The organism is Terriglobia bacterium (assembly GCA_020072645.1).
Taxonomy (GTDB): Bacteria; Acidobacteriota; Terriglobia; order Terriglobales; family Acidobacteriaceae; genus Angelobacter.
On record JAIQGK010000008.1, the window covers coordinates 163,053 to 177,918 of the forward strand.

Consider the following 14,866-nt stretch of genomic DNA (forward strand, 5'->3'; position numbering starts at 1 on the left):
GTTTTTACGTCAGTTGCCATGCCGAGGGATGAGGCATCCCTGGCCAAAGCACATTATTTTTTGTCCGTTCTTGAGACCTGAAGTGTGAGTTCTGGAAACTCATCCGCACGGAAAGCCTTGCCTGGATCAAACTCATGCCGCAGATAACTTTCCAGCAGGTGAGTCACGATTGCAAAAAGACGCGCGGGCTCGATGATCGTCCCGCCAAACCGGGAGATTGTGTTGGGCATGGTGTAAGGAGCATCACTAAAACTTAAATGCCCAGTTCCGCTGATGGAAATCACCCAAGCGTCTCCACCGGCTTGAGCAAAGAGCGCCTGCGTATCCGCCAAAGTCTTTTTCCCGATCTTCTCGAATTCCTGCCGAGTGCGATGTCGCTTCGCCAGATCTGCATCGCTATATAAGGGGTGACTGTGAAGGACCAGCGCTGAGCTCTTGATGCCTGAAGCTGCCAGTTTACTGCCATCCAGCCCGCCGTCAGCATCAACGCACGCATGGACGCGCGAGTCTCTGGCGCAGACAAAGAGGGATGCCTCACCGCCTAGGGAATGGCCAATGGCGGCGATTCGTTTCAAGTCGATGATCCCGGATATCTCACGCTCAAACTTGTCAGCTGGCGCCTTGCCCGATATTTCATCCAGCAATTCCGTGATATGGGCCGCCCAATCTTCAGCCACAGTTCCAAAGTTCTGTTCGTTGGCCTCTTTAGGGCCTTCTTCCAGTTGTTTGTCGCCGCTCACCAGAAAACCATAAGCGCCATAGTCCACGGCTGCGGTCACAAAGCCGTCGCTGGCCAATTGTTGTGCGTAAATCGTATAGACGTTACGCGGCATGCCGGCCCCGGGAGAGATGATGACAAAGGGAAACTTCTTCCCCGTGTGTGCCGGTTTAGGCCGGTCCGTGGCGGCACTCTTTAACTTTGCCCAGTTATCAAAGACACAATCCGGTTGGTCCAGGAATTTTTCCGCGCGAAAGACGGCGAGTGCTTTAGCGTCCGGCACATAATCAACCAGCTCTGCTTTCGCCGATGCCTGCGCCGGATACCAGAATTGAACGCGTCGCGATGAGTCAGTGCTGTGCAGCTTCTGGATTGGCAGAATGAACGTGCCAACCGGGAACGGACCGGTGGGAGCGGGAATCGGCGTGAAAGGGCAGGCTTCAGTAGCTTGCTGAGCTTGAACGGGAATTGCGAAACAAAAGAAGAGAACAACTATTCCGATGAATGAATCGCGGCTCATGTAGCGTTAGACGAAGCTGTGTGCGAATCGGCATCATTCTGAGACGAACAGCGTTGATTCAGGGAAATGCATGCTGAATCGGCGATAATAGATTTTCATTCTGGAAAATATGCCACGGCAATCTGAAGCCCTGATTCTGCGCACCTATCCGTTCCATGAAGCGGACCTGTTGGTGACGTTCTTCACTCGCGCGGAAGGTAAGATTCGGGGTGTAGCCAAGGCGGCCAAGCGGTCAAAGCGGCGTTTTGGCGGCGCGCTGGAGCCGCTGACCCATGTGATCGCGCACTGGGAGGAAAAAGAAAAACAGGAGCTGGTACGGCTGGATTCCTGCGACATTGTTTCTTCACCGCTGGCGACCGAGGTTACTTATCCGCGGCTGGTGGCGTTGAGTTACGTGGCGGAAGTGATCGATCAACTACTGCCCGACCGCGAGCCCAATGACGATATCTTCCGGCTGACGCTGGCCGTCGTCCATCATCTGAAGGCGGATTCGATCTGGATGCCGCTGACGTATTTCGATCTGTGGATCGTCCGCCTGATCGGCCTGCTCCCGGACTTGCACGCCTGCGTGATGTGCGGCGCGGTGCTGAACGGAAGCAAGGCATATTTTCATCCGCTGGCCGATGGCTTGCTATGCCAGGATGATAAACGGCTGGCCAGCACGGAAATTTCCGCCGATTCACGCGCGCAAGCCACAGAGATGTTTCGCGCTCCATTGAACCGTCTGAAAAGCGATCCCTGGACGCGCAGCCGTGGCGCCGATCTTCGCCGCTTTCTGGCCCAGCGGATCGAGCGGCATATTGAGAAAAAGCTGGTGACGGCGGCGATGCTGGAGAAAATCTAGCACTCAGCAACCAGCGGAAAATTTTACTGCAAAGGACGCAATGGTCCCAAAGAGATCAAAGGAACAAAGATTACAAGAAACGAGGAATCAGGGTCTCTTCTTTCCTTTGCGTTCTTCGCGCCCTTTGCGGTAAAGATCTGGCTGAATACTGAGTGCCCAAAATTATGAACGAGACACATCAATGTACTGAAACTGGCTGTTCTTTCCCGACTATCGAAGCTGCCCGCGCCAGCGAAACCCGCTTCCGCGAAATTCAAGACGCCTGCGCGGTAGGTCGCGTGCCGGAACTGCGGCAGGGAGATGTGATTTACATCGGAACGGAACTCTATCTTGGCCATGGGCGTGACGACTTCCGGGGCGGACTGGCTGAGGTGAGCGAAATGCGCATGGAAAAAAGTAAAGGCCAACAGGCGCCTTTTGTGCGTGTACTGCAGCAGATGGACACAATTCACAACTGGAAGCTTCTGGCATCGGAACAGAGAGAGTTGCGGCAACGTCACGGGAAAGAATGGGCGCACCCTGATCCGGATAATCGGACGGAGTTCAATGACTGGTAGCCGAGTGAGAGTCCATTCGGTGCCACCAGAGACTAAAGCCTAGCGCCAGGATATAGAGCAGAGACATGCAGACGACGACAAACGCGCCCACAAACAGACCAAAAGACGAGATGTGGTAGGAGTAGAAGTAGGCATAAACGGCTGCGAGAGAAGCTGAGAGAGCCAGAATCGAGCCGGCGATCCATCGCTTTGCCCGGGCGCTCATTTGCAGGTACAACGGTACGGGCTGGGGCGGTGTGCGTTTGAACCATCGCCAATACCAAAAGACGAGAAGGGCCAAGCCCAGCAGCGTGCTTCCATGCTGAAGCACGTTGTAGAGAGGGCGGTGGGTGCCAAATTCTTCCAGCGGAATGCGCATGTCAGGGACGTTGCGCACGACAAGACCATTGTCGTGCGTGAAAGCGTCCCATACGAGATGTAAGATTCCTCCCAGCAGCAGTGAGGCGACGATCAGGCCGAACCGTCGCACACCGCCCCAGCGAAACGGTTTTGCCAGCGGGACCAGCCGTTGCTGATGGGAATTGGGAGCCAGGCTGATCAGCGGCAGCTTCATTATCTGTTGAAAAACCCAGAGCACAGCCAGACCTACAGGAAGACAAACAATAAAGATCCCTTTGAAACTGTGGCCGAAGTGGCTGCGGGGAGCCAGGTTGAGAAAGTAGCGGAAGTCAGGGGCCACGCTTCCGACTACCAAAGCCGAAAGCACCAGATATCTCCGCAGAGGTATGACTGCGGCAGGATGAGCAAGAGTGAAAGGCAAGTCCCAATATTACCGCAGGCATTGCCAGCGGCCATTTGGAAGAAGGAAGTGCAGCCCGGAAGCGTAGAGCCTCAACTGGTCCGGATGATCTGATAAATTAGTAGTTTCGCATGTCTAACGCCGCAGCCCTTACATACCAGGAACTTATACTTCGCCTGCAGAACTTCTGGGCGGAGCGCGGCTGCGTGTTGCAGCAGCCATATGACATTGAAGTGGGCGCGGGAACCATGGCGCCGGAAACATTCCTGCGCGTGCTGGGGCCCAAGCCCTACAAGGTGGCGTATGTGCAGCCTTCGCGCCGCCCGGCTGACGGGCGTTATGGCGACAATCCGAATCGTCTTTATAAGCACATGCAGCTTCAGGTGATTTTGAAGCCGCCGCCGGAAAATGTGCAGGAGCTTTACCTGGAATCGCTCAAAGCGATTGGCATTGACCTGCGCAAACACGACATCAAATTTGAAGAGGACAACTGGGAAGCGCCAACGCTGGCGGCGTGGGGTGTCGGCTGGCAGGTGATGCTCGACGGGCTGGAGATCACGCAGTTCACGTATTTCCAGCAGTGCGGCGGGATTGATCTTGATCCCATCTGCGCCGAGCTGACATACGGGCTGGAGCGCATCGCGGCATTTCTGCAGGATGTGGACAGCATTTATGACATTGTCTGGGCGCGCGACCCACAAAGCGGCTCGGAGGTGAAGTATCGTGACGTGCGGTATCAGGATGAGTTGCAGATGTCGGTAAGCAACTTTGAGAAGGCCGATGTTGAAAAAACGTGGAAGCATTTTGAGATGTATGAGAGCGAGTCGCAAACGCTGATCAATCAGTTCAACGCGTTGCTGGCGGACAAGGCTGCGACGGTCGATGCGAAACAACGTTTTCCTCTTCTCGCCGCTTACGAGCTGTGCCTGAAATGTTCGCATCTTTTTAATCTGCTCGATGCCCGCGGGGCAATCTCAGTCACAGAAAGAGTTGGAGTGATCGCCCGTATCCGGCAGCTCGCGGTGGGACTGGCGAAAGCATACGTTGCGCAACAGAATGTGGGCGCTGAGGCAGGGAAGCTCCAGAAGGGAGGGGCGGCCTAATGCCTGACTTTCTGCTGGAGATCGGCACGGAAGAAATTCCCGCAAGGATGATTCAAGACGCCAGCCAGGAATTACAGAAGCGCGTCGAGGAACTACTGGCAAAAAGCGCGCTTCCACATCAAGGGATCAAACGCTCGGAAACTCCGCGTCGGCTGGCGTTCATTGCGTCCGGCATTCCTGCCACCCAGCCGGATGTGCAGGAGCAGCTTACCGGGCCTGCGACAAAAGTCGCATATAAGGACGGCCAGCCCACTCCGGCGGCACATGCCTTTGCCAAGAAAGCCGGAGTCGATGTATCGCAACTACAGAAAGTGACGACGCCGAAGGGCGAGTATCTGACCGCGTCGGTGACGAACAAGGGCAAGCCAGCCGCCCAAATTCTGGCTGAACTTCTGCCAAAGGAAATCGCCTCGATTTACTGGCCCAAGAATATGTACTGGAGGGCAGGCAAGCCAGAGCGGTTTGTGCGGCCGGTGCGCTGGATTGTCGCAATGCTCGATGGCGAGATTATTCCACTGGAGTTTGCAGGCATCAAGGCGGGCAGTCAGTCGCGCGGACATCGGATTCTCGGCCCGGCGCAGGTTCCTATTGCTTCGCCTTCGCAATATGTCGCCACTATGCAGCAAGCGCACGTCACGGCATTAAGCGCCGATCGCGAATACAAGATCCGCAAAGCTCTGGACGCCGCCACACGTACGGTCCCCGGCGCTCGCTGGCGTGAAGATGCGGAGCTGCTGAAGACTGTTGTGAACCTGACGGAGTGGCCTTCAGCGATTCTGGGAAGTTTTGATAAAGAATATCTGTCCTTGCCGGAAGAAGTGCTGGTGACAGTGATGCGCGATCATCAGAAATATTTTGCTGTGGAAGACGCTGCTGGGAAATTGGCCCCACATTTTCTGGCGGTGTTGAATACGGATGGCGATCCGGATGGACTAATACGACACGGCAATGAGCGAGTCTTGCGGGCAAGATTCAATGATGCGCGGTTTTTCTGGGATACCGACCAGAAGACACCGCTGGCAAATCGTGTAGAGATGCTGAAGGCGGTCACGTTCCAGAAAGACCTGGGAAGCTACGCCGCAAAGGCTGATCGCATGGCTGCACTGGCCGCTAAATTGTGCGCCACTCTGGAAGAGTCCGGACAGAAAGTTGATAAGGGCGCGGTGCAACAGGCCGCGCGGCTGGCCAAGACCGATCTGACAGCGGAGCTGGTGAAGGAATTTACTGAGTTGCAGGGTATTGTGGGCGGTCTGTATGCGAAGGCCCAGGGATTGCCGGAGAGCGTCGCCATCGCAATCTATGATCAGTACAAGCCTGAATCGACTGAAGACTCCGCGCCGCGAACGCTGGAAGGTGCAGTTCTCTCCATTGCCGATAAGGCGGACAGCATTGCAGGGATGTTTGCGCTGGGGCTGGTTCCGTCGGGGTCGAAGGATCCCTTTGCGTTGCGGCGGCAGGCGAATGGAATTGTGAAGACGATTGTCGAGCACAAGCTGCCGTTGAATCTTGCGCAAATCTTGGCGGATGCGCGCAACGGATATCAGGGGAGCGAGGCGGAGAAGAAGTTCACTTTGAGTGGCCAAGCTTACGTTGATGCCGTGAGTGGCTTTTTCCGTGAGCGCCTGGAATTCTATCTTCGCGATGTGCTGGGTCTGGCTTATGACGTGGTGAATGCAACGCTGGCTGCGGGGGCCGATGACGTAGTGGATGCGGTAGCACGGGCTCAAGCTGTGGCAAAAGTACGCCCGTCGAGCGACTTCGAATCGATCTCAGTGGCGTTCAAGCGCATGAAGAACATTTTGCGGCAGGCGGCGGAGAAAAAGACGAGGATTGCTACTCCATTCAATCCTTCAGCGCTGAAGGATGACGAAGAGAAGAAGCTTGCCGATGCCGTTCCTGGAGTCGCAAGAAAAGTAAAAGACTTGAGCGCTTCGCGGCAATATGAGTTGGCCTTGCATGAGATTTCCCGCCTGCGTCAGCCCGTCGACGCATTCTTCGACAAAGTAATGGTCATGGTTGAGGATGAGAATCTGCGCGCGCAGCGGCTGGGACTTCTGCAAACACTGGTCAATGAATTTTCCAGCATCGCCGATTTTTCAGAGATTGTGACGGAGAAGAAGTAAGGCGGGACGCAACCATCACAAGCGCAGGTGAGCCGGGTCACAGTAAGTTTCTTTACGCCCCTGTTAACTTGAGAATGTCCGCTGGGTGCGCCGATCCACCCAAAAATCCGGGCGACCGATGCTCCAGGCGGGCAGGAGGAATTTATTATGCCCACACCACCGCTCAATGTTCCCCGCGCAGCGAAATTTGTTTTAACCAGCAACGACAGCATATGGGTTGTGACGGGCGCCGGCGCCTACAAGATCAATCCTGTAACCGGCGAAATCGTGAAATGGATAGGAGAACACCCCATTCTGGACCGTGATCTCTCCGTGTTCGAAGCCACGACCGAGGTCCTGGCCCAGACCGAAGGCGTACGAGGAGCCGAAGAACTCCGGCTGCAGGCAGGAAAGTTCTTGGCAACGCTCGTGAAGAAAATGGAAACCGAGGTCGGCAAGACGACCAAGCAAGCAGCTTAAACAGTTAGCGCTTCTTCAACCCATCGACTTGCAGATTGATGCGGACAAGATCTTCCCGCATGCGTCTGTCCGGGGCGCACCGAATCGCTTCAGGGGCGATGGGCGCCCGACTCTCAGGCAGTGAGTTGTTCGCTCGTGCGTTTGTTACACACGAAGGCTGAAACGCGCAGCTCACAGATGGAATCCCGTCCACCCCTGTACTATTTCGCGCTGTACTGAGCGGCAAATCTGGGCTACGATAACTGTTTATCAAACAGTAAAAAGGAGCAGTGGGAATGCTGGCGGGCGCCTGGGATCGCGTCCGGGGAGCGACTTGGGATGAAACCTACGCCAAACTGGGATCAGGTGGGATGAATGGGGAGGGGGTAGGGGAGGCTGGAGTGTTTACCAGAAAGTACATTTTGGCATTGAACCCAGCCGCTGATTTAGCGCAGATCAGATGTGATCGTCGACAGCCCTGAAGACCAGCGGAGCCGATCCCTCGCCGTTCGCGACAGAAGGGTGAGTCTGCGGTAATCAAGATTTATGGCTCTGGCTCGGGATGGCGAGTCGTGAAGGAAGTATTTCGGTCGTGGAATACGGCATGGTGGAAGAGGAAATTGCCGATCGCCATGGAAGAAGGAAAATGTTGATTGCCTGGAACCTGATCGAATCGCAAAAGCGATCGCAAACGGAGTAACGAGGAAGAAGTGTTTTCAGAACCTTCACAATGCGCTACTCGCACCATGGTCATGGGACTAGTAAAATAATAGATAAGAACCGGGCGCGAGACCCGGTCTTGCAGTACAAGCTTTACCACTTGCATTTCACTTCAATGGAGACAGGCCAAATGAGCGTTACCCCCCTTTCCAAACCAGAGACCAAGGCAGCTTCACAACCGCAACAGGGAACCCAATACGTATTCTTCTTTGGCGCCGGCAAGGCTGAAGGCAACGGCAAGATGAAAGAAGAACTTGGCGGAAAGGGCGCCGGCCTGGCGGAAATGACCAACGCCGGGCTGCCTGTGCCTCCGGGCTTTACCATTCAGACGGAGGCGTGTCGTGAGTTCATGAGGACCAGCAAGACGTCCGATGCGCTGGAGCGGCAGATGAAAGATGCGCTGGCCCGGCTGGAAGAGTTGCAGAAGCAGAAGCTGGGCGCGGGCGAGAATCCGCTGCTGGTGAGCGTGAGGTCGGGCGCAAAGTTTTCCATGCCCGGCATGATGGATACGATCCTGAACCTGGGGCTGAACGATGAAAGCGTGAAGGCGCTGGCGCGCAAGAGCGGCAATGATCGCTTTGCATATGATTCCTACCGCCGCCTGATCCAGATGTACGGCAACGTTGTGCTGGATATCCCCAAGCATGAATTTGAAGAAGTGTTTGACGGACAAAAACACAAACGCGGCGTGAAGCTGGATACGGAACTCACGGCGGTCAACCTTCAAGAGGTGATTGCGCAATATAAAGAGGTTGTTCGCAAGCACACAAAGAAAGATTTCCCACAGAATCCGGTGGATCAGCTCGTGGGCGCACGGGACGCGGTGTTCCGGTCATGGAACAACGATCGCGCCAAGGTGTATCGCCGCATCAACAATATTTCTGACGATCTGGGAACGGCCGTCAACGTCCAGGCCATGGTGTTCGGCAATCTGGGAGAGACGAGCGGAACGGGCGTGGGCTTTACCCGCAATCCGGCGAACGGCGACAAAGAGTTTTACGGTGAGTTCCTGATGAACGCGCAGGGTGAAGACGTGGTTTCCGGCGTGCGCACTCCGGTACACATCAGCGAATTGCAGAAGATCATGCCGCAGGTTTATGACCAGCTCCGCGATATCACCACGCGCCTGGAAAAACATTATCGCGATATGCAGGATTTTGAATTCACCATCCAGGAAGGCCGCTTGTATATGTTGCAGACGCGCAACGGCAAGCGCACTGGACGCGCCGCCGTCCGTTTGGCGCTGGACATGGTGAAGGAAGGACTGATCAAGCCGGAAGAAGCAATTTTCCGGGTGGAACCAAATCAGCTCTATGACTTCCTTGTGCCTAAGCTCGATGAAAGCGGCGGCGATGTAGAAGTGATTGCCAAGGGCCTGCCGGCATCGCCGGGAGCGGCCGTGGGGCGGATCGTGTTCACCGCGAATGACGCAGTTACAGCGGCCGGTACTGGAGCACAGAAAAATCCTGTGATCCTGGTGCGCGGGGAAACTACGCCGGAAGACATTCATGGCATGGAAGTAGCTGCCGGAATTTTGACCTCGCGCGGAGGCATGACGAGCCATGCTGCCGTGGTCACGCGCGGCATGGGCAAATGCTGCGTGGCGGGCGCGGGTGAGATTGAAGTGGACGAAAAGAAGAAGACGATGCGCGTGGGCGATCTCATCTTCAAGGAAGGCGACTGGATTTCCATGGATGGCACGACGGGCCGCGTAATCAAAGGGCAGCTTGGCACTGTCCCGGCCAAGCCGGATGATCCGGACCTGCAAACGCTGCTGAAGTGGTCAGAGCCGTTCCGCAAGCTGGGCGTGCGTGCGAATGCCGATATCCCGCGTGACGCGATTGCCGCCCGCAGCTTTGGCGCGGAAGGCATTGGCCTATGCCGCACGGAGCACATGTTCTTTGCCGAAGACCGCATTGGACACATGCGGAACATGATTCTGGCGCGCACCGAGGCGGCACGTAAAGCGGAAATCGCCAAACTGCTGCCGATGCAGCGCGAAGATTTTGAAGGCGTTTTCAAAGCCATGGACGGATTCCCGGTCACCATCCGCCTGCTGGATCCGCCGCTGCATGAATTCCTGCCTCGCCGTGAAGAGCTGATGGTGGAGATTGCGCAGCTGGAAATCAAAGATGCGAACTCGCCGCGACTGAAGGAAGCGCGAGAACTGCTGCGCCGCGTGGAAGAATTGCATGAGTTGAATCCGATGCTGGGACATCGTGGCTGCCGCCTGGGCATTACCTATCCGGAAATTTCAGAGATGCAGGCACGCGCGATTTTTGAGGCCGCCGTGAATGTGTCCAAAGCGGGCGTAAAAGTATTTCCTGAGGTCATGATTCCGCTGGTCGGCATGATGAAGGAGATGGAGAACCAGAGCGCCATCATCCGCCAAGTGGCTGAGCAGGTCTTTAAAGAGAAGGGAACGCGCGTGGAGTACCTTGTTGGCACCATGATTGAATTGCCGCGCGCATGCTCGGTGGCCGATCAGATTGCTTCCGACGCTGAGTTCTTCAGCTTTGGCACGAACGATCTTACGCAGACGGCTTACGGATTCTCGCGCGACGACATCAGCAAGTTCCTGCCAGCTTACATTGAGCGCGGGATACTGAAGAGCGATCCATTTGCCACCATCGACCAGGAAGGCGTGGGCGAGTTGATGCAGATTGCCGTGAAGAAGGGACGCAAGACGCGGTCGAACCTGAAGATCGGAATCTGCGGCGAACATGGCGGCGATCCAGCGTCGGTGGAGTTCTGCCACAAGATCGGCTTGAACTATGTTTCCTGCTCGCCGTATCGCGTGCTCACTGCGCGGCTGGCGGCAGCACAGGCAGCGGCTGCGGAAGAGTTGAAGACAGAAGGCGGAAGGACGAAATAGTTTTGTGAAATCCCGAGCGCAGCGAGGGAACCCTATTGCCAAGTTGATGTGCATGGGTTATCGGATTGTGACTAGTTCTTAGGGCAATATTTCTTGTGGAAGAGTTTGGTCACATAGAGATCCCTCGCTGCGCTCGGGATAAGAAGCCGTCATTGAACCCTTTGCAGCCGTTCAATCAGCTTTTGGGCGAGATTGTCTTCTGATTCTGACCACAACACACGGCCGCTGATGCCGCAATTTTTCTCTACTGCGCTGGTGAAGGCGACCAGCTTTTGGACATTGGCCTTGATGCGCTGCTCCAGGACGCTGGTATAGTCCGCTTCCTCAAACAGGAAAGGAGCGTCCAGGCCGAAGTCGACCTGTATGTGGCCGTTTTCCTGAAACGTGCCTTCTTCAAACTCCGTGCCAAAGGCGATGAACTTTACCGTTTGCGGCTTCAATATCCAGGTTTCATCCAGATCGCCTTCTTTCGTCGGCACCCAAAGGTCCCATACCACGTCCAATTCATAAGCGTTATCTTCATGCAGAAAATCGGCCGTCAGAGCCAGACTTTGTTCGGGAGTGGCGCGGTCGTCAAACGTCTGCTCAAAGACAATGGGCTCTTCCCAGGAGACACTGCGCACTGCAAGATAGCCAATGCCAGAACGCTCGGCGGAGAAAGGAAACTGCCTAAGCACGGAAAGCAGCCGGGGAAGCATCTCCGGCTCCTGAAAGCTGGGAAACCAGATACTAAGATAAAGACGGTCAGCCATAAAAAGTTATTGTAATCTCAGACCCGAGATTGCGCTGAGGACGACCAGAGCGGGCTGAACTGTTGCCTTACGCCGCCAATCCGCTTAAAGTCAAAGACGCGGAGGCAGAGATGCGGGTCAGGTGCTCGGGGACAATTTTGAGTGTGGTCTTTATGATTGCGATGGCTGGTCGAGCGCACTCGAGCGCTCAGCAGCCGCCAACGGAGAAGAAGCCGCTTATTGAAACGCCTTCCATGCGGCTGGCGGCGGCCAAGAACGTCTTCATCAGCCGGACGCATGGGAGCAGGATTCCTCTGGATGTGATCAGGTCCACGATGGAGGGATGGGAGAGGTTCACTTTCGTCGAGACGCCGGACAAAGCCGACCTGATCATTGAAATTTCCTCTACGGGAGACTCGGGCGTCCAGGTTTCAAGTTCGTCCAAGGTCTCACCGGAGACTGGGCAAGAGGAAAAGTCCAGCTCAACACGAAAAGACATTTCGCCAACCGAGGTGAAAATGATGGTTTTTGACTCACGCAACAAGCGCCCTTTGTGGGCTGCCACTGAAAGCGTGAAGTTCGCCATGAAGGAAAAAGGCAAAGAGAACAATCTGGTGGACGCAGCCGAGCGGCTTGCCTCAAAGTTCCATGATCGGCTGGAGCCTAAGGGAAGATGAAGAGTGCAATTCGTCCCAGACGGGAAGTGCAAATTCTTTTCCTATAAGAACCGTCTTAGCCAAGCTACGCCCTGCTAAGAAGAAAATATAAATTTGTGTTAAGCCAGCATTCATGCGGGTAAATCGCACAACCCCGCTCAATGTTGCTGAATCGTATAGAACATTGTGCGCCACTCAAGCTCCCTTGTTCGTAGAGGGGCGTCCGCCTTCGTCATACTACTTCTGTTCGTTGTAGCAGTAGCTGTACGCAGTAACGCCCAAGCTTCCACCCAAGGCCAATGGTCGGCGGTTGCCAACTGGCCCACCAGAGCCGTTCACGCCACATTGATGCCGGATGGACGGGTCTTTTTTGTTTCTTATTACGCGGAATCGCTGCACCCAAATATCTGGGACCCGGTGAGCAATACGTTTACTGCGACTGCATCTTCTTCCTACGCGCTTTTCTGTGCCGGCCACACCACACTCGCTGACGGACGTGTATTTATTGCCGGCGGTCACGTTGCGGACTACACGGGATATTCGCATGCGGTGATCTTTGATCCAGCGACAAATGGATTCACGTCTCTCCCGGACATGAACACAGGGCGCTGGTATCCCACGACGACGACCTTGCCGAATGGAGACGTGCTGGTGGTATCCGGCGACATCAATTCGAACACCAATGTGGACGCACTTCCTCAGGTCTTTCAATTTGCCACCAAAACGTGGCGAAACTTGACGACCGCTCAACTCTCTCAGCCGCTGTATCCCAATATGCTGGTGGCGCCAAACGGCAAGGTTTTCAATGCCGGGCCCAGCCGGCAAAGCCGCTATCTAAACACATCTGGGACGGGCGCATGGAGCAACGTTGCTGTAACGAACTTTGGCGCGTCGCGCGATTATGGTCCCGCGGTGATGTATGCCCCGGGAAAAGTGGCGATCATCGGCGGGGCTAATCCCCCGACGGCGACATCGGAAATAATTGACTTAAATGCCACGACCCCGGTCTGGAAATATACCGGCAGCATGCATTATCCGCGGCGGCAGCACAATGCGGTGATCCTGCCGGACGGAAAAGTTTTTATCGTTGGCGGAAGCAGCGCAAGCGGGTTCGATACTTCCACCTCACCGGTGCTGCCCACGGAAATGTGGGACCCTGCCACGGGTCAATTTACCGTAATGGCCAGCATCGCTGTTTATCGCGGTTATCATTCAACGGCTCTGCTGCTGGCCGATGGTCGCGTGCTCTCTGCTGGCGGCAATGTGGGCGGTCCAAACGCCCAGCTGTTTTCACCTCCGTATTTATTTGCCGGCGCGCGGCCCAACATTGCGTCTGCTCCCGTCAGCGCAGGTTATGGACAGACGATTTTCATCGGCACACCGGATGTTGCCTCCATCAGCAAAGTTACATTGCTGCGCCAGGCTTCAGTCACGCACACCAACAGCATGAGCCAGGGATTCCAGACTCTGAGCTTTACCAAGACCAGCACAGGACTTAACGTCACGATGCCGGCCAACGCAAACCTGGCGACACCCGGATATTACATGCTGTTTATCCTGAACGGCTCGGGTGTGCCTTCCGTCGGCAGCATCATTCAAGTTTCTGCAACAGCGACTGCAGTAGGAACTATTACGGGAAAAGTTACGAACACAGCAGGCGCGCCAATTGCAGGCGCGTCCGTTTCTTCCGGTGGCAATGGCGCTATCACAGGCGCTGACGGTGGTTACACGCTGCAGGTTCCCGGCGGAACATCGACGGTGACAGCGGCGCTAGCCGGATATCAAAGTGCTTCAGAAAGCGTAACGGTCACGGCGGGTCAAAGCACGCAGGCAGAAACTCTGCAAATCCAGCCCATCAACCCCGGCAATGTGACAGGCTCAGTGGTGGATGGCAATGGCGCAGCGCTTTCGGGGGCGACCGTTTCGGCGGCGGGGCTGAGCACGACCAGCGGCGAAGACGGCAATTACGCGCTGAACAATCTTCCGGCGGGACAGACGACAATCCAAGCTTCGCTTACCGGCTATCAGCCAGGATCAGCCGTCGTTACGGTGGTGGCCGCTGCCACAACCGCTGCTCCGGCGATCACGCTGGTTTCAAGTAGCGGAGCAATTGCTGGAAGCGTGAAAAGTTCCACAGGAGCGGCGGTTGCGGGCGCTTCGGTTGGATTTGGCGGAGGCACCACAACAACCGACGCTAACGGAAATTACACTTTAACCGGCGTTCCAGTTGGAACAGTTCAGTTGGTGGCTTCGGCCAGCGGTTTCCAGAGCGTGACGCAAAGTGTAACTGTTGCCGGCGGCAAAACCAGCGCGGCGAATTTCACGCTTACGGCCGCTACGGCGAAAGGAACAGTCACCGGCAAGATCACCAATGCTTCTAGCGGTGCGATTGTTACAGGGGCCACGGTAAGCTGGAGCGGCGGGTCAACCACAAGCAACACGAGCGGGATTTACACGCTGACAAATGTGACTGCCGGGACGCAGAAGATCACCGCCGTCAAGACGGGCTACTTGGCGCATACGCTCTCCGTCAGTGTGACTGGAGGCGCAACCAGCACTCTCAACGTTCCAATAGCAACTGGAGGAAAGCTCTCAGTGAAAGTTGTCACGTCCAGCGGGGCAGCGGTCAGCGGTGCAACAATTACGATCAAGGGAGGCGTGATTGCAAACACTGTTTCCGGATCCAGCAGTTCCACAGGCTTATTTACGACGAACTGGATTCCAGTGGGCACGTACACGGTTACAGTCGCCAAGAGCGGCTTTACCACGCAGAGCAAGACTGCGTCGGTTTCGAGCGGTGCAACCACGTCGCTCACATTTACCGGGTTCTAGGAGAGACACA

Annotated in this window: 12 protein-coding genes; 9 read left to right on the forward strand and 3 right to left on the reverse strand. The window is 55.7% G+C overall.

What is annotated here, in order from left to right; genetic code table 11:
• Positions 1–53: 53 nt before the first annotated feature.
• Positions 54–1,238 (reverse strand): hypothetical protein, encoded by a 1,185-nt coding sequence (locus LAO76_13110; protein ID MBZ5491863.1) that lies wholly within the window; start codon positions 1,236–1,238, stop codon positions 54–56.
• A gap of 109 nt (positions 1,239–1,347) precedes the next feature.
• Here LAO76_13110 and recO point away from each other — a divergent pair, with 109 nt between their 5' ends.
• Together recO and LAO76_13120 are read left to right on the forward strand one after the other, a co-directional pair.
• Complete coding sequence (gene recO, locus LAO76_13115; GenBank protein ID MBZ5491864.1) at positions 1,348–2,082, forward strand: DNA repair protein RecO; 735 nt, start codon at positions 1,348–1,350, stop codon at positions 2,080–2,082.
• A 164-nt stretch (positions 2,083–2,246) separates the two neighbouring features.
• Positions 2,247–2,639: a hypothetical protein gene (locus LAO76_13120; protein ID MBZ5491865.1), complete on the forward strand. Its 393-nt coding sequence runs from the start codon at positions 2,247–2,249 to the stop codon at positions 2,637–2,639.
• On the opposite strand, the gene LAO76_13125 is transcribed toward LAO76_13120, so the two are convergent.
• A complete protein-coding gene (locus LAO76_13125; GenBank protein MBZ5491866.1) occupies positions 2,626–3,399 on the reverse strand; it encodes a DUF4184 family protein in 774 nt (257 codons plus the stop codon). The genes LAO76_13120 and LAO76_13125 overlap by 14 nt on opposite strands.
• Before the next feature lie 110 nt (positions 3,400–3,509).
• On the opposite strand from LAO76_13125, the gene LAO76_13130 reads away from it, so the two are divergent.
• The 5 genes from LAO76_13130 to ppdK all read left to right on the forward strand — a co-directional run bounded on the left by LAO76_13130 (position 3,510) and on the right by ppdK (position 10,637).
• Positions 3,510–4,481, forward strand: a complete 972-nt coding sequence (locus tag LAO76_13130; GenBank protein ID MBZ5491867.1) for a glycine--tRNA ligase subunit alpha — start codon at positions 3,510–3,512, stop codon at positions 4,479–4,481.
• On the forward strand, positions 4,481–6,604 hold the full coding sequence (glyS, locus tag LAO76_13135; GenBank protein ID MBZ5491868.1) for a glycine--tRNA ligase subunit beta: 2,124 nt from the start codon (positions 4,481–4,483) through the stop codon (positions 6,602–6,604). The genes LAO76_13130 and glyS overlap by 1 nt, the downstream gene beginning before the upstream one ends.
• Before the next feature lie 147 nt (positions 6,605–6,751).
• On the forward strand, positions 6,752–7,063 hold the full coding sequence (locus tag LAO76_13140; protein ID MBZ5491869.1) for a hypothetical protein: 312 nt from the start codon (positions 6,752–6,754) through the stop codon (positions 7,061–7,063).
• A gap of 541 nt (positions 7,064–7,604) precedes the next feature.
• Entirely contained in the window at positions 7,605–7,742 is a 138-nt protein-coding gene (locus LAO76_13145) for a hypothetical protein (GenBank protein ID MBZ5491870.1), read from the forward strand.
• 150 nt (positions 7,743–7,892) lie between these two features.
• The gene (ppdK, locus tag LAO76_13150; protein MBZ5491871.1) at positions 7,893–10,637 is read left to right on the forward strand and encodes a pyruvate, phosphate dikinase; all 2,745 of its coding nucleotides are present in this window, start codon (positions 7,893–7,895) and stop codon (positions 10,635–10,637) included.
• Positions 10,638–10,786: 149 nt separating this feature from the next.
• Here the strand turns inward: ppdK and LAO76_13155 are convergent, their stop codons facing one another.
• Positions 10,787–11,389, reverse strand: coding sequence for a hypothetical protein (locus LAO76_13155; protein MBZ5491872.1), 603 nt, complete (start codon positions 11,387–11,389; stop codon positions 10,787–10,789).
• Positions 11,390–11,526: 137 nt separating this feature from the next.
• On the opposite strand from LAO76_13155, the gene LAO76_13160 reads away from it, so the two are divergent.
• Complete coding sequence (locus LAO76_13160; protein MBZ5491873.1) at positions 11,527–12,045, forward strand: hypothetical protein; 519 nt, start codon at positions 11,527–11,529, stop codon at positions 12,043–12,045.
• A gap of 327 nt (positions 12,046–12,372) precedes the next feature.
• Entirely contained in the window at positions 12,373–14,856 is a 2,484-nt protein-coding gene (locus tag LAO76_13165; GenBank protein ID MBZ5491874.1) for a carboxypeptidase regulatory-like domain-containing protein, read from the forward strand.
• The last annotated feature ends 10 nt before the right edge of the window (positions 14,857–14,866 follow it).

Bases quoted from the DNA above. Each gene is read 5' to 3' on its own strand.
- LAO76_13110 (MBZ5491863.1), bottom strand. From the start codon at position 1,238: ATGAGCCGCGATTCATTCATCGGAATAGTTGTTCTCTTCTTTTGTTTC.
- recO (MBZ5491864.1), top strand. From the start codon at position 1,348: ATGCCACGGCAATCTGAAGCCCTGATTCTGCGCACCTATCCGTTCCAT.
- LAO76_13120 (MBZ5491865.1), top strand. From the start codon at position 2,247: ATGAACGAGACACATCAATGTACTGAAACTGGCTGTTCTTTCCCGACT.
- LAO76_13130 (MBZ5491867.1), top strand. From the start codon at position 3,510: ATGTCTAACGCCGCAGCCCTTACATACCAGGAACTTATACTTCGCCTG.
- glyS (MBZ5491868.1), top strand. From the start codon at position 4,481: ATGCCTGACTTTCTGCTGGAGATCGGCACGGAAGAAATTCCCGCAAGG.
- LAO76_13140 (MBZ5491869.1), top strand. From the start codon at position 6,752: ATGCCCACACCACCGCTCAATGTTCCCCGCGCAGCGAAATTTGTTTTA.
- LAO76_13145 (MBZ5491870.1), top strand. From the start codon at position 7,605: ATGGCGAGTCGTGAAGGAAGTATTTCGGTCGTGGAATACGGCATGGTG.
- ppdK (MBZ5491871.1), top strand. From the start codon at position 7,893: ATGAGCGTTACCCCCCTTTCCAAACCAGAGACCAAGGCAGCTTCACAA.
- LAO76_13155 (MBZ5491872.1), bottom strand. From the start codon at position 11,389: ATGGCTGACCGTCTTTATCTTAGTATCTGGTTTCCCAGCTTTCAGGAG.
- LAO76_13165 (MBZ5491874.1), top strand. From the start codon at position 12,373: ATGCCGGATGGACGGGTCTTTTTTGTTTCTTATTACGCGGAATCGCTG.